This window comes from Mycoplasmopsis columbinasalis (assembly GCF_900660705.1).
GTDB classification, from domain to species: domain Bacteria; phylum Bacillota_I; class Bacilli_A; order Mycoplasmatales; family Metamycoplasmataceae; genus Mycoplasmopsis; species Mycoplasmopsis columbinasalis.
The window spans coordinates 605,513-620,613 of record NZ_LR215043.1 but is presented as its reverse complement, the minus strand read 5'-3'; the positions used below and the strand labels follow the sequence as shown (position 1 = coordinate 620,613).

The following is a 15,101-nucleotide window of genomic DNA, read 5'->3' as shown; positions in this document are numbered from 1 at the left end:
CTGGTTTTTCATATTTTTATATTTTTTTCATAGACTTTATTTCTTAGCTCTCTTAGTCAACTAACAAATAAATTAAAATAATTAAGTAAAAATAGGAGAAATAAATTTATGAAGTTTAAGAAATTGATTTTAACCGGAAGTACAGTTCTCGCTGGCGCTTTACCGTTCACAATGATTGCTTGCAACAATAGCAAACCAGACCAAGACATTAACGCACAATTTGCTAGTTTGTCAAATGATGAAAAAAAAAGATTTATTACTGACGCTATTAGCGAATTTGAATTAGAAAACGACGCAAAAGCTGATCTTATTAACACCATTTTAAAAGATGCTGGTACTTATGGCGCGGTAATTTGATACATTAAATCTGTGGAAAGTTATCTCGGTAAAGTTCAAGCATATGAACAAGCAAAATTTGGTCTAGACAACCTTAGAAAACCTGCTGATACAGTTTCAACACCTGAGTCAACTGATTCAATTGTTCAATTCGACTGGAGTCAAAACTTCAACACAGCTCAAAAAGTTGACGACCCTGCATCTGACAAAGTCATTCCAGTTGTTTTTATGGATATCGATGAAACTGTCTTACAAAATGATTACACTGAAGCATACGCAATGCTTAATGGTGGTTTCAAAACTGAAGTAAAAGAAACTTTTGATGCAAAAGGTTTCAGACGCGAAGTGCCTGGTGCTGTTGACTTTATTAACTACACGCAAGAACATGGTGCTTTGGTAATGTATAACTCAGATACTAACTTGTCAAAAACAACTCTTGAAGGTATAAAGAAGAATCTTAAGGCTTTAGGCGTCAAATACGTAGCAGACTTTCAATTCTGAATGCGTGGCGCAATGCCATATACACCGAAAAACGCAGCTGACCTAACTGATGAAAAAACAAAAAATCTAAGTGCTGATGAGGCTAAAGCGCTTGCTAAAAATACAACTTTTACCAAAGAATTCAACAAGACACCTTGAAAAGCATGAGAAAACTGAAAAGTTGCTGAAGCAATTGGTCGCTCGATCTACAAAAACGACAGAATGAACGCTGTCGACAACAACACTAATGGTTGAGATTTTAACCAAACAGATAACAAATCTGGTAAAAATGTAAAACTTAAAGTCGTTATGAAAATCGGCGACAACTTTAATGACTTCTTTGATCGTAGAACTAAGGGACTTTCAAATGAAGACAGAAAAAAAGTGTACCTTGAAGAAACAAATGGTGCTCTTATGAAACTATTTGCTCTTGGTGGTAGCAAAGGACTTAGCTTTGACTATGAAAGCGCACAAAAAGATGATTTTGACGACAAGAATAAGTTAAAAGATCCTAAAAAATTCTGAAAGAATCTTAGTTATAATCAAGCATACGTAATGATTCCTGGCAATGCAGAATACGGTGGTTGAGCTGAACCATATGGATATGGTGAGTTCAAAAAATTCTACGAGGCTATGAAAAAAATTGCTGAGACCCCAGATTATCAAAAAGCACCAACTGACAATAAACCTATTCTTTAAACAGAAAGCAATAAAAAAGAACCAGAAAGAGGTTCTTTTTTATTTTTTTATTTTTTGACTTCAATAAGCTTCGATATCAGTTAAAGTTCGTGCACTAACTGGTTTAATGTCTGAATGTTTTACAGTATAAGTGTACTCATTGGTTTGTTTTTCAGGAAAATGAATTGGGTCGGTGGTACCTGGCATTCAAATTGTATAATGGCTTGTAATGTCAAATAAGCCTTGAATATAGTGTGATTCATATTCTAAAGCTTGCTTTCATTCTTCTGGTGTTAATTTGTTGCCTTCGTGTAAAACTCAACTTGTTTCTGGATTAATTTCTTCACCTTTTGCCCGTGCTTCTGCCTCTTGCGCCTCAGGATCAATATAACCAGTAAAATAATTTTCTTTGACATAATTAATTAATTGTTTGTAAGCCGGCGTATAACCAACTGTGTCAAAGTTCACGTAAGCAAGATAATCTTCAGGATTTTCATCTTCGCTATTATCGCTCCAGTCAGCGTCATCAATGCCATTAATGAAGCTGTTTTTTGCTACTTCATAGGCCTTTTCGGTGAATTCATCATTAATACCGTTAACAATAATAAAACCATCAACAAGAACTAAGTTATTTTTAGGGCGCAAGTAACGAATTTGACCATCACGAGCATTTGAGTGGTTGTCATTAGCAAAATAAGCATCAAAAGCATCGCCGTTGTAAATAGTACCAAAGTCAATTGCTGTAGTTGGATCACTAATTTTGTCAACTAACTCACCACCACTACCAATGAAATTAATGTGTGGATCTTGGAGCGAATAACCAGTAGCACTTTCAATTAAATCTTTGTACTGATCGATGAGTTGTTTAAATGATGAATATGAGGTTTGACTTGAAAAATTATCAGCTTCACCAGTTTGATAAATATCAGTGTAGTTGTTGTTCGCATCTTTTTTAAAGGCAGATCCGTAAACCATATTGTCACGCACCGCATCAGTTGCTTCCATATTTTCAAAGCCATTTGCACGTAAAACTTTGAGAATACTATAAAGTGAAAACTCACGCCCGTTTCATTTAGGATCATTTTGCTGTTCAGTAGAAATTAAGTCACTGATAATTTTGCGGTCAAATTCGTAAATTTGCTTAAAGTCCATATTAGCATCATAAGCAACTGAACCCTTGTTTTTGCGATTTAAAACTTTAGCAGGATTGTAGGCTACTACCATATCTTGTACAAAATACGGTACAAAGTATTGTCACAAGTGACGTTGTGGTCCATCATATTTTTTACCAGTGTCATCGACCGTTAAGTCTTTATCATAGGCTTGTAAGTGTTCTCACACTGATTCGCTGTACACGCTTTTGAGTTTTTGTGCTACTAAATTATCGTCTTTGGTTTCTTCTTCACTGATAAGTTGTGGGAAAAGTTTATGGAAATTTAATTTTTGTAACTGACCTTTTTGAATTAAAGTCACAGCTTGCGAGTCTGAACCAATTCCTGCCACAGCTTTTCTAGTTAAAATTGCGTTAGTGAACTGATTCAAAGTGTCAAATTCTTTAAAGTCAAAGTGTTTAGAAATAACATCTCTTACTTCGTCAGAAATATATTGTTTGTAGTTGTAAAAACTAGGTTTAAAGGGAGCGCTTACTTTGTATGAAAGAGCGCCAATGAGTGAAGCGGCAGTAACAGCACCTAAAGCTGAATAACCTACTGTTTTGGTGAGTATTTTGCTTTTGACAAAATTCGTAAAACTCTTTCATTTACTCATTGTGGCCACCTTTTTTCTGTGCATTTTTAATTTTTTTAGCTTTTTTGACTAAATGTGCTTTTCTTCAGATGTAAATTGCGTTGCCGGCAATAGTAATAAACATTAACACTGAACCAAGCGCTAAGGCTCACACTTGGAATTCACCTTCGTAAAGTTTGGTACCTAAAGTTGATGTGTTAGTGATTGTACGCAAAATAATAAAGTCATCGAACGAAAGAATTGCAGCAACTGTACCCGCAAAAATAATTACTGGTAACATGTACACAAAATAAGTTTTAAATCATGATTTAAATTTGTTGTAACCTAAATCTTGCGAAGCCTCGAGTAAAGAACGATTAAATTTTTCGCTGCGAGGATACATTAGAGTTACACCGTAAGGAAGTGCCATGATGGCGTGGCCAACGATTCCTCTAAATAAACCTTCACTCGTAGCAGCAAGTGATCCAAATAAAATTGAAAACACAAGTACTAAACCAATGGCAGTAATGTTGTCAGGGTTAATTAAAGGAATATTGTTAATACTTTTAACTACAGCACCGTATTTTTTGTTACGTTGTTTTCACATTGCATAAACTGTCACAAGTGAAATAGAAACCACCAAAATCGCGGTGCAAAGCGCAATAATAAAACTATTTAACAACGCTGTGTCGCGTCCGTCGGCAAACAAATTATTGTAAGCATCATTTGAAAAGGAATTAAAACTAAAACTAAGAAAGCCCTTTTCACTAGGTTTGTTGAATGAAAAAATTACTGCAAACAAAAGGGGAATGTAAGTAAAAATTAAAATCAAGTACACATATGAGTGTTTAAGAAAGGCAAAAAATCTATTCATATTTTCATCCTCTCTTGTTAAATTTTGAAATTAACTTTGGTAAGTATTGAATCAAAGCGTAGGCGCCAATGAAAATTGCCGACACAATAAGCACAAGCGCACTACCACGCGCCAAGGCAAATTTATTTGACGCTACTGAAAAATCATTAATCACTGAACCAATCATTTGGAGTTGGTTTTTATTTGGCAACAACTTGTCACTAATTACAAAGTTGGTTGCTGAAGAAAGAAAAATTAAACCAAAACCACTAATAATTGCTTTGAGTGAGTAGGGAATTACTACTTTAATTAAAGTTTGAAATTTATTGTAACCTAAGTCTTCACTTGCTTCCAAAATGTTGTTAGGCATATCACGAAACACTGAATATAAAGGCATAATCATAAATGGTAAGTTAAGGTAAGTTAAAGCCAAAACCATAAATCATTCGGCATTCAAGGTGTTTTCGTCAGCCACTATTGAGAGGAAAAAGCCTCTAATTGCATAAATACGAGCAATGGTGAAAATGATCATTGGACTAATAATCAAACTCATTCCATAAATTGGTAAGTAAGGATTTTTGCTCCGTGCAATTAAGTACGCATAAGGAAAACCAAGGAACAAGCAAATAATTGAACTTAAAATTCCAATTTTTAAACTACGTCCGATTTTTACTCAGGTTGAGTTATCTTTAACTAATGACCAAGCATCAAAATCATCATGCGCAGTAAGAGCATTAACTAAAATTAAAATAATTGGCAAGATGATGAAAAAGATTGCAATAATGGCAAAAGGAATTAATAAAGCTAAACGACGATTTAAAGCGAGTTTACTCACCAGTTTGGTGGTTTTCATCTTTAGTGTAATCTCACTTTTTGTCTTTGTGCATTAGGTGAATCGAATCGATTGTTCAGCTTAAATAAACTTTTTCGCCAACTGCAAAGTTTTTTGCAGTTTCCACATAAATTATGTGTTTTGATGATAATTGAATTTTTAAATAGTAGTAACTACCACGGTATGAAGATTCGAGAATAGTACCAAGTAAGCGGTCGTTTTGTTCACGATTTGTATCCAAAACGTCAATGTCTTCCGGACGAATCAACACATCAACTTCTTGTCCATCTGAAAATTCTCTCGCTTCGTGAATAGTTTTGTAAGTTTTATTATCAAGGAAAGTTACAGTTCCGTCAGCGTGAAAAACACCATTGAAAATATTTGAATCACCAATAAAGTTTGCAATTCACTTGTTAATTGGGTAGTCATAAATTGCTTTTGGTGTGTCATATTGTTCAATTTTTCCATCACGCACGATTGCTACTCTGTCCGAAAGTTCAAGGGCTTCGTCTTGGTCGTGGGTAACAAAAATAAAAGTAAGACCAAGTTTACGTTGGATATCTTTCAATAAAATTTGCATCTTTTGACGAATTTTGGCATCAAGTGCACTAAGAGGTTCGTCTAAAAGCAAGATGGCAGGCTCGATAACCAATGAACGAGCAAGGGCAACTCTTTGTTTCATTCCACCTGAAAGTTCGCTGATGGCTTTTTTCTCGCTACCTTCAAGACCGACTAAATGCACAATTTTTGCCACTTCATCGTTAATTTCTTGCTTAGTAAGTTTTCTAGTTAAGTATTTTTTCTCAAACTTTTCGGTTTGTAAGTTTGAATAGTATTCTCAGTATGAATATTTAAAGTCTGATTCGTCAAGTCATTTTTGACGTTTTTTGTATTGGTAGCTAGTTGGCTTGAACTTTGACATCTCTTGCAAGTATGTTTTTTGAATGACATCAAGCTTAGCCATTTCGGCTTTTGCTCTTTCTTTTCACATTGCTTGTTTTTGTTTTAATAAATCATAAAGTTCAGGAGCAATGGTTTCTTTTGGTTTTCTTTTGAGCATCAAACCATACTTAATGTTTCCTTCAACATTTAAGTGAGGAAAAAGTGCATAGTCTTGGAAAATGGTTGAAAGATCACGAGCGTGAGCTGGTAGGTCTTTAATGTCTAAACCGTTAAATTTAATTTCACCACGAGTTGCTCATTCAAAACCCGCAATCAATCTAAGAATAGTAGTTTTACCAGAACCTGAAGGTCCAAGCAAGGTAACAAATTCACCACGGTTAATTTTTAAGTCAACATGGTCAAGCACTAATTTATCATCAAATTCTTTAACAACACCTTTGAGTTCAATAATGTGTTGCGAATTAATTTTCTGCGACATATTTCTCCTTGTCTTGTAAATAACTAAAAGCAACTGCACAAGGCAATCGGTTGATTTAAAAGCAACAAAAAAATAGTTAGAATAAACTAAAAAATAAAAAATAGCTATTTCTAATTATTTTAAAGGGGGGACTCTATCAAAAATATCCTGGGTATATTCTACGGCGTAAAAATGCAACGAGGGAATTTTATCCACGTTGAAATAAGATAAGATTTGTTTTGAAATTCATTTATCTTTTTTTCAATACTTTGCAATTTTCATGTTGCAAATTATAAGACATAAAGTTTCAATATTAATAATATTTACATATAGCAATAAAGTTTTTTTGTGCATATGTTGTTGACACGAAAATTTTGTGAAATTATGTCAAAAAAGTAATAAAAAAAATGGCAGGAGTGACAGGATTCGAACCCATAACACACGGGGTTGAAGCCCGTTGTTCTACCGTTGAACTACACTCCTACGATTTACTGATAAATTATATAACAAAAAACAGAAAACTAAGTCATTAAAAAATTTACAAAAAATTTGAAATTTAGCCCTATACCATAGATATATTCTTAAAATTAACACAAAAAAACTAAGCCTTAAAATAGGTTTTCAAACTAAAAATTTAAAAAAGAATACAAAAAGGCAATTCAATTTTTTTTACTTGTGTGTTGAATGTAAAATTTACGCAAAATTAAACACATTTTCATTAAAATTTACGTTTTATGACAAAAAAGTGAAAATTTTTCATAAATTACTCGTTTTTTTTTTTTTTTTGCTAGACATCTTTCTTAAATATGATAGTAATGACATCATTATTTAATTTATGAACTTTACTATTTAAAGGAGAAAAATGTCAAATAACATTGTTAGAACCCAAGCAGTTTCAAATAAAAGCAGATTACTAAATTTACTTCTTGCCATTTTCTTTGGACAGTTAGGGATTGACAGATTTTACGTCGGAAGAGTTGGATTTGGATTAGTGAAATTATTAACACTCGGCTGCTTTGGAATTCTCTGATTGCTCGACATTTGTTTAGCTGCAGCCGGTAAAACAATTGATAAACATGGTGGCGCAGTTTCTAAATGATAGAAATAAAAAAAATAGGCTTGTCCTATTTTTTTAACATTTTTCTTCGCTTTATTTAGTCGTCTTTTTTACTAAATCTACAATATCTTGCACCGATTGAAGTTTAGTTAATTCTTCATCATTAAATGTAACTTTTAATTCATTTTCCATATCAAAAATTAATTCAGCGATATCAAGCGAATCGATTTTTAGTTCTTTCAAAGTTGAATTAGGAGTAACTTTAGCTTTTGTTTTAGTCTGAATTTTCGCAATAATTTTTTCTTCCATAAATATTCTCTCCTTTAATAGTTCTTATCTAGTTTAACAAAACGATTTTTACCATTTATATCTTTGATTATTTTACAGTCAATTATTTGTTGCCATTTGTTGCTATGCAATGGATTAATTTCCATTAAGAGTTTTGCATAAGGATTATTTGAAAAATATTTTTTGGAATTTGCAAGAATCTTTTCATAGATATCTCACCCTTTTTTTGCAGCAAACAAAGCAATTAAAGGTTCATTGTTTCTAACGCTTTCTTCCACAGTAACGTCATTTTTGTCTAAATACGGCGGATTTGCTATTATTAAGTCAAAATTTCCTTTAATCCTATGAAATAGGTTTCTATGTAAAATTTTAATTTGACGAAAACTTTTGCCAAAATTTTTGCGCGCATTGTATCTTGCTATTTTTAAAGCTTTTTTGCTAATATCCGTCATCACAACTTGTGCTTGAGGAAATTTTTTCTTCAATGAAAAACCAATAAAACCCGAACCAGTGCACAAATCAAGAATTTTTGGTTGTTTTATGTGTGGTATTGACCTTATTATTTCTGAAGCTAGATAAATAAGTTCTTCTGTTTCATATCGAGGAATTAACACGTTTTGATTAACTTTGATTTTGACGTCAGTATAATCTATAAAACCAATGATGTGCTGAATTGGTTTGTTTTGAGCTAATAGTTTTAGTTCTCTTTGACTAACTGTTAAGGGCAAATCATATTTTGCTTTTTCCTTTAATAAAAGTTCTTTGGATTCTTTTAATTTAGATAAGTCCAGCTTCTTTAATTTTTTGATTTTGTTCTTCCGTAAGTAACGCATCAATGATGTTTTGTAATTTTCCTTCCATTACTTGTTTAAGTGATGTTGAATAACCGATTCTGTGATCAGTGACACGATCTTGAGGATAGTTATAAGTTCTAATTTTTTCGCTACGATCACCTTGACCTGCTAATTTACGATAACCGGCTTCCTCTTCGTTTTTCTTAGCCATTTCAAGATCGTAAAGTTTAGATTTTAACACCGTCATTGCCGTTTCTCGGTTCGCAATTTGACTACGTTCATCCTGTGAAGTAACAACAATCCCAGTTGGAATGTGTGTAATTCTCACAGCTGAGTCAGTTGTATTAACTGACTGACCACCAGCTCCACTAGAGCGATAAGTATCAATTTTTATGTCATTTGGTTTGATTTCAATGTCGACTGTATCATCGATTTCAGGAATCACAGTTACTGTCGATGTGGAAGTATGAATTCGACCGGAACTTTCAGTAACAGGAACACGTTGCACACGGTGAACACCGCTCTCAAATTTCAATTTTGAATAAGCATTTTCACCCTTAATCGAAAATATGATTTGACTAAAGCCACCGGCGCTAGCAGCTGACGTTGAAACCACTTTAACTTTAAAACCTAATTCATCACAATATTTTGAATACATTCTGAATAAGTCACCGGCGAAAATGTTAGCCTCATCACCACCTGCGGCCCCTCTAATTTCGACAATTACATTTTTGTCATCATTTTCATCTTTAGGTAGAATTAAAATTTTTAATTCTTGTTCTAGAGTTTCAATTTTGACTTGATTTTCCTCTAGAATAGTTTTAGCAAACAATACTTCCTCTTCGTTTTTTGAAGAGAGCATCTCTTTTGCAGTCTCAATATCATTTAAAATCGCTTCATATTCATTAAATTTCAAGGTAATTTCTTTGATTTTGTTAATTTCTTTATTAATGCGAGCATACTCTTTGATGTTATTAATCACGCTCTCTTCATTTAATTTTTCGTTTAAACGATTATACGAATTACGAATGTCTAATAAAGAGTTATATATTGTTTTTTCCATAGTTTATATTATATATAAGGACTTAGCTTTAAAGTTGGCAACTTTAGCGAATTCACTCATTGGTGTCTAAGTTAAAAATTTGACTTGGTTTGTCGCTGTGCGTGCAATCAAAAGAATAAACATTATTAATAAAAGGAAAAGTTTTTTGAGCTTCATTTAAATGAATTGGAGCTGACCCCGAAATATTGGCGCTTGAAACATACATTGGACCATTTTTGATTAAAAATTGACACAATTTTTCGCAGTTTGGCATTCGAAATCCTTGGTTATTCACAATTATTGAATATGCGCCTGGCCAATGCTTTTGTGCTCACTCTGTAGCGTTTTGATTTCATTGCGGAAAAATTTGTGCTTGTGCTAGCGAACCAACTAAAATCATTATTTTCTTTTCTAAGGGGCGGTGTTTGGCTTCATATAATAAAGTTAAAGTTTGTGAGTTAACCGGCCCACCAATACCGCAAACTGTGTCAGTATCGCAAATAAAAATCGAGTCTCATTTATTCATTTTTGTTTCCTTTGTGTTTAAAGCAATAAAAAACATATCTCTTCGATATGTTCTCAATTAATTATTCACTTTGTGAACGTGCATCAAGACTTTTGTACCCTTCAACTTTTTCACCCTTGTAATATCCACATGAGTAGCAAACAGTGTGTTGTTGAATCATTTGTGAACATTGTTTACATGAGATTAAGTTTTGTACTGGTAAGCTATCGTGTGTACGTCTTTTACGTTTACGTTGCTTAGATGTCTTACGTTTTGGAACTATAGCCATACTTTCTCCTTCTCTAAAATTGAAAAGTATCAAAATGTTTGTTGCTTATCAAAATATGTTTATGTATTATAGAGCAAAATTAAAAAATAGTTATTAAAAACTATAAAACTTTCCGCTCGCCTTTAATATGACAAATTTTACCTAAAAATTGCAAAATCAAAAAGAAAGAACTACGTTGATAATTTAGTCAGTTACTTCAATAATACTATTTTATAGCGTTATTTAAAGAATTCGTCCCTTTAAGAAAATCAAAAAGAATTTTTTATTGAGTATAATTCATTAAATTTGAGGTGAACTAAGTTATGAAAAAAAATAATTCTAAACGATGAATAATTGGGAGCGCTGTTGTCGGTTTAGTCGGAATCACGGCTTTAGTAGGTTATTTCGCATTCAAACCTAATCAGACAGTTATTACTTCTGCGCCACAAAGAAACATAATAGTGGAAGCACCATCAGAACAAGTTTTTGATGAGAAACTCGAACGGGTTTTTACACCATTTGAAGATACACTTGAACTCAACACCTTGCCTGATCCTATGACTGTTTCGCCAAGTGATTTTTTAAAGCTAGACATAGAAACAATTAGAAAAGATAACTTGCTTTCTAATCAAGTAGAAAAACTAATTTCAAGCCTTAATGAGCAACCAGAAAAATGATTAGCAGAACAAAATTTTCTTGAGAATCCTAACGAATATCAATTAACTTATATTGATCCTCTTTTTGGAATTAAATTTGTTGAATATGCTTATGGCATAGGTGTAAAAACTGAATTTGATGTTGAGCAGTCGCAACTAAAACTTGTACGTGCACCAAGATTTACCCTTGGAAAAAATGGCTTAGCATTATTGGCAAATCACTTTTTAGCAAAACAAAGTTTTGGTCCCGAAATTGCCTTTCTAGGTACTATTAACATTAATAACGCTAACCAAAAACAAAAAAAGGTCTTGATTGAATATTTCCCTGAATCAAACAGTATTAATGTAAATATGGCAGCATGATCGGAAAAAGGGTTTTCTTTGCGCGAAAAAGTACAAATTGCTCAAGAAATGCTTTTTAGTACTTATATGAAACATTGAACAAACACTTATGTTTCAAATCTCGATTACAACCAAGAATTTACAGCGTTGGCTGCTGATGGGCGCAAACACAGTACTTCAAAAACAGATAATTATTTATCCACTTTTGTGAATGATTTTAAAACACTTTTAAATTTTAGCGATTCGAGCCAAACTGATTTTGTTATTGAAGAGCTTGATGGCAAAGAAGTATTTAATAACAAAGAAGTCAATGTCGCGAATTTCATTGGCAAAGCCAAGATAAAAACGAGCGATTTATTCATCTTAGCAAATTCTACCAACTTAACTGAAGTAAATAAACTTAGAGAAGAACTTAAGAAAATTCAAAATCAAAATTACATCGTAGGTTTTTTACCATATTTAAAGCCTAATGATCTTTTACCAAACACCTCGTCCGCTCCGTGATACGTTGAAAGTTTTTACAACGAAATTCAAGACGGTTATAGTCAAACGTTTTTAAATTTTGTTTATTTTTATTATTTATTTTCCGAATTAGTAGGTCGAGAGTGAAGGAAATATGCTTTCGTTCCCTATTACAAATGAGACGAAACTAGAGGCAAGAGCAAAATTCACGGCAATTACATTAGTGAAACAAATTTTTATGGTTCATTTTACAAAAAAAATGAACCATTGTTGCAGTTTGTTCCAATTCGCAGCGCTTTTGCCCAAGATTGGTTCAGAACTACTAGCAATTTAAATCTTAATGATCCAAAAGCCCACACAGTTGATAGAGCTTTCTCAAATGACATTTGGTTAGACCTTAATTCAGATCAACCTAGTTATTTAAAATTTTACAAATTATTCTTAAACACAATGGGATACGGAAAATTGATTACACAAATTGGTTCAACTACACATCAAAAATTTGTGGAAAATAATGAATTATCTAAGAAATATTTAAAAGCAATTGACAAAATTAAATTAGCCAATAATTACAAAAAAATAATTGGTTTTTTACCAAATTTAGATTACACAGGTTGAGTTTTTGTTAACGGTGAAACTAAAAAAGTTGCCAAAATCAAATATTTACCTTTTAGTAATTTTAACGGCTTAAACAAACCAGCCACTAATTTAAGTAATTTTGAAATTATGACGCCAAGTTCTGTTTTAAGTGAACTTAGTAATGGACAACAAACCAAAAAACTTGCGCCATATGTAACAGAAAATTTTGATCTTAATTTACTTACCCGCACTGATACCAAAATGGCCTTGTGAAAAGACCTAAACCAAAATAATTTAGTTGAAGACAACGAGTTAATTTATGACTTTGCCGCTAATTTCAATTCTTTTGCGCCAACTAATCCTTTGCCTCAGCGTACAATTTTGGATAGCAGCAATACTTTTATGAACCAGTTGACACCACTACAATCTGTTTGGACAGTAAAAGCTATTCCAAATGACCAGAGTACAACTTACACTTTAAGCTGAAAAAATGAGAAATTAACTTCAAATTAAGCGACTTGTTTTACAAATATTCTTATAATATAGGCTTATTGCTTAACTAAAGATAATTTCGCTTCTTTTTTTATTTAAATTCGTAGCAATTTTTCAAAAGAAAAATGGAGGTAAATATGAAGAAAAAAATTAAATTATGACCATTTCTTGCTGCTCCCATCAGTGCACTTTCGCTTGTTTCTGCTAGCTGTAATGTTTTCTCCTCAACTGAAGCAAGTAATCAGGAAGTTCTAGCTGATGGGCTTGTCAAAGCATTTGAAAATAAACTCCAACTTAATAAAGTTGTTGATGATTATAAACTAAATTCAAGTGACTTTTTGCCACTTAATTTAGAGGACATTGAACACGAAAATATTCTTAGCAGTGAAACCAAGCAACTTATTAACAAACTTAATCAAGACCCACGTAACTGATTAAAGTTAGGTAAGGTTGAATATTCTGAAAATAATTTCGCCGTGACTTACACCGACCCAATTTTCAAAATTAAATGAGTTGATCATGTTTACCGTGTGCGCACAGAACGCCAAGCTGATGGCAGTGTAAAAAACGTTGCTTACTATGCGCTAGGTTTTTCGGGATTAATTTTGCTTGCGAACTATTTTTATGCGCTTCAACCTTTTGGACCAGAAATTGTTTTTCTTAATCTGGTAAATGTGAACTATCCTTATGCTTTTACCCCAAATGTTGCAGGATTGTATTTACCTGCGATGCAAGTGATTAATCTCGACGCAACTACTTTTACAGAAAAAACTTTTTCACTCAAGCAAAAAGTAATTGGACTACACTCTACACTTTACCACGAATACACTCACCACTGATCTAATTCTTATGTGGAAATTGGTGACCTCCAAGATAAAACTGTGGCCGCCAACACTACGTTTGAATATAACGACTTAGCTAGCGCTACTGCGCAAAACGTCAAAGTTAGCAAATCATACTTTTACAAAGACTTCTTTGACAAATTCAAAACATATTTACACTACGATGATTCAACTGGTTATGACCCCACCTACATTGAACGAGCCAACGGTAAGATAGCGCGTTATGGTAACTTTGATGTCACCAACGACAACTTTATTGGTAATGCCCGTGTGTCAACTAGCGACATTTTTGCTTTAGCTAATACCACCGACTTTGCTACTTACAAAGAAATTTACCAACGTTTGGATGCGATTGCGGAAACTAATGCTGATGGTGAAAAAGAAATTACTTTTACACCATCAGATGATTTAGAAACTGAAATCGACACTTTTTTTGGGCCAGCACCAGTTAAAGTAAAGTCACTAATAATTGGGAAAGCCAAACTTGATTCTTTGAAATATTACTATTCATTCGAAGAATTAATTCCTCGTGAATGACAAAAATATTCTTACATCCCAATTTACTACGATGCTACTGACACTAACATTAACTGAAACAACAAGGAAGGCAGCACGTATAAACCTTACCAAAACTTCTATGTGTCAGGATATGTTCAACCTTCACCTAATAACAACGGGTTTGAATATTTATATACCAACAACACTTTCGTTACCGACTGGGGACGTACCTACCCACTAGCAGCTACTAGCGAACATACCGCTGATCCTAACACACGTATTTTTGCTAATGATGTGTGAATTCCAGTGGCCGCTGATCAAGAACCTACTTACCGCAAGTTTTATCGTTTGTTCCTCGAAACTATGGGTTACGGTAAAGTGATTGCGCAACTAAAATCTAAAGCTGACTTCAAAGTCGCTAACAAAACCACCATTGCTTCTGGTTATACTGCTGACTATACACCTAGCATAGTGAGCCAGCTGCGTTTCACTGGTTACCTTGATGGCACTGATTACAGCGGGTTTGTCTTTAAAGAAGCAGATAACAAGAAAACTACTGTCAAAATTAATTATTTACCATTTGTCAACTTCCGCGGTCTTCAAACGCCGGCAAATACCTTTGCGCCCCACGCTAGTTTGCAAACTTTATTGCCAAGCGATGTTTTATCTAATGGTCGAGATTTTGAAGTTAAAAAAGTTGCAACTTATGTGACAGACTACTTCGACCGCAGCAAAATTAAAACTGATGCCCAAATTTACTTGTGGAAAGATACCAACAACAACCAAATTGCTGAAGACAACGAATTGATTAGCGAGCTTAGCGATACCTATAATTCCTTCACACCAACATCACCATTGCCTGCACGACCACTGACTAATTCTGACCGCAACTTATGAATTACTGATGAAAGCGAATACAACTACGAATTTATTACACGCAAAACTCCTAACAACACTTACACCTTGTGGTGAAAAGACAATCTCATAAGCTAAAACACAAGTTCTTAACATT

At 33.3% G+C, this 15,101-nt stretch carries 13 protein-coding genes and 1 tRNA gene; 4 read left to right on the top strand and 10 right to left on the bottom strand.

Annotated features, from left to right (window positions below):
* Positions 1–108 precede the first annotated feature (108 nt).
* Positions 109–1,515, top strand: coding sequence for an HAD family acid phosphatase (locus tag EXC55_RS02515; RefSeq protein ID WP_129623104.1), 1,407 nt, complete (start codon positions 109–111; stop codon positions 1,513–1,515).
* Positions 1,516–1,554: 39 nt separating this feature from the next.
* Here EXC55_RS02515 and EXC55_RS02510 read toward each other — a convergent pair whose 3' ends face one another.
* The 5 genes from EXC55_RS02510 to EXC55_RS02490 all read right to left on the bottom strand — a co-directional run bounded on the left by EXC55_RS02510 (position 1,555) and on the right by EXC55_RS02490 (position 6,747).
* Positions 1,555–3,261 carry a type 2 periplasmic-binding domain-containing protein gene (locus EXC55_RS02510; RefSeq protein WP_129623103.1) on the bottom strand — a complete coding sequence of 569 codons (1,707 nt, stop codon included), beginning with the start codon at positions 3,259–3,261 and terminating at the stop codon, positions 1,555–1,557.
* Positions 3,254–4,093 (bottom strand): ABC transporter permease, encoded by an 840-nt coding sequence (locus EXC55_RS02505; protein WP_129623102.1) that lies wholly within the window; start codon positions 4,091–4,093, stop codon positions 3,254–3,256. The genes EXC55_RS02510 and EXC55_RS02505 overlap by 8 nt, the downstream gene beginning before the upstream one ends.
* Positions 4,086–4,925, bottom strand: a complete 840-nt coding sequence (locus EXC55_RS02500) for an ABC transporter permease (RefSeq protein ID WP_129623101.1) — start codon at positions 4,923–4,925, stop codon at positions 4,086–4,088. The genes EXC55_RS02505 and EXC55_RS02500 overlap by 8 nt, the downstream gene beginning before the upstream one ends.
* A complete protein-coding gene (locus tag EXC55_RS02495) occupies positions 4,900–6,285 on the bottom strand; it encodes an ABC transporter ATP-binding protein (RefSeq protein WP_129623100.1) in 1,386 nt (461 codons plus the stop codon). Before EXC55_RS02495 ends, EXC55_RS02500 begins: the two co-directional genes overlap by 26 nt.
* Before the next feature lie 387 nt (positions 6,286–6,672).
* Positions 6,673–6,747: transfer RNA gene (locus tag EXC55_RS02490), tRNA-Trp, on the bottom strand.
* 379 nt (positions 6,748–7,126) lie between these two features.
* On the opposite strand from EXC55_RS02490, the gene EXC55_RS02485 reads away from it, so the two are divergent.
* Positions 7,127–7,366 (top strand): TM2 domain-containing protein, encoded by a 240-nt coding sequence (locus tag EXC55_RS02485; protein WP_129623099.1) that lies wholly within the window; start codon positions 7,127–7,129, stop codon positions 7,364–7,366.
* Between the two features lie 48 nt (positions 7,367–7,414).
* Here the strand turns inward: EXC55_RS02485 and EXC55_RS02480 are convergent, their stop codons facing one another.
* From EXC55_RS02480 to rpmF, 5 genes are all read right to left on the bottom strand, one after another.
* Positions 7,415–7,630, bottom strand: a complete 216-nt coding sequence (locus EXC55_RS02480; RefSeq protein ID WP_129623098.1) for a phosphopantetheine-binding protein — start codon at positions 7,628–7,630, stop codon at positions 7,415–7,417.
* A gap of 14 nt (positions 7,631–7,644) precedes the next feature.
* Complete coding sequence (prmC, locus tag EXC55_RS02475; RefSeq protein WP_268809122.1) at positions 7,645–8,385, bottom strand: peptide chain release factor N(5)-glutamine methyltransferase; 741 nt, start codon at positions 8,383–8,385, stop codon at positions 7,645–7,647.
* Between the two features lies 1 nt (position 8,386).
* Positions 8,387–9,466 carry a peptide chain release factor 1 gene (gene prfA, locus EXC55_RS02470; protein WP_129623096.1) on the bottom strand — a complete coding sequence of 360 codons (1,080 nt, stop codon included), beginning with the start codon at positions 9,464–9,466 and terminating at the stop codon, positions 8,387–8,389.
* 43 nt (positions 9,467–9,509) lie between these two features.
* A complete protein-coding gene (locus EXC55_RS02465; RefSeq protein ID WP_129623095.1) occupies positions 9,510–9,971 on the bottom strand; it encodes an L-threonylcarbamoyladenylate synthase in 462 nt (153 codons plus the stop codon).
* Between the two features lie 61 nt (positions 9,972–10,032).
* A complete protein-coding gene (gene rpmF, locus EXC55_RS02460; protein WP_129623094.1) occupies positions 10,033–10,239 on the bottom strand; it encodes a 50S ribosomal protein L32 in 207 nt (68 codons plus the stop codon).
* Between the two features lie 302 nt (positions 10,240–10,541).
* Between rpmF and EXC55_RS02455 the strand changes: the two genes are divergently transcribed.
* Together EXC55_RS02455 and EXC55_RS02450 are read left to right on the top strand one after the other, a co-directional pair.
* Positions 10,542–12,770 (top strand): MYPU_1760 family metalloprotease, encoded by a 2,229-nt coding sequence (locus tag EXC55_RS02455; RefSeq protein WP_129623093.1) that lies wholly within the window; start codon positions 10,542–10,544, stop codon positions 12,768–12,770.
* A gap of 116 nt (positions 12,771–12,886) precedes the next feature.
* Positions 12,887–15,082 (top strand): MYPU_1760 family metalloprotease, encoded by a 2,196-nt coding sequence (locus tag EXC55_RS02450; RefSeq protein ID WP_129623092.1) that lies wholly within the window; start codon positions 12,887–12,889, stop codon positions 15,080–15,082.
* Positions 15,083–15,101: the final 19 nt, after the last annotated feature.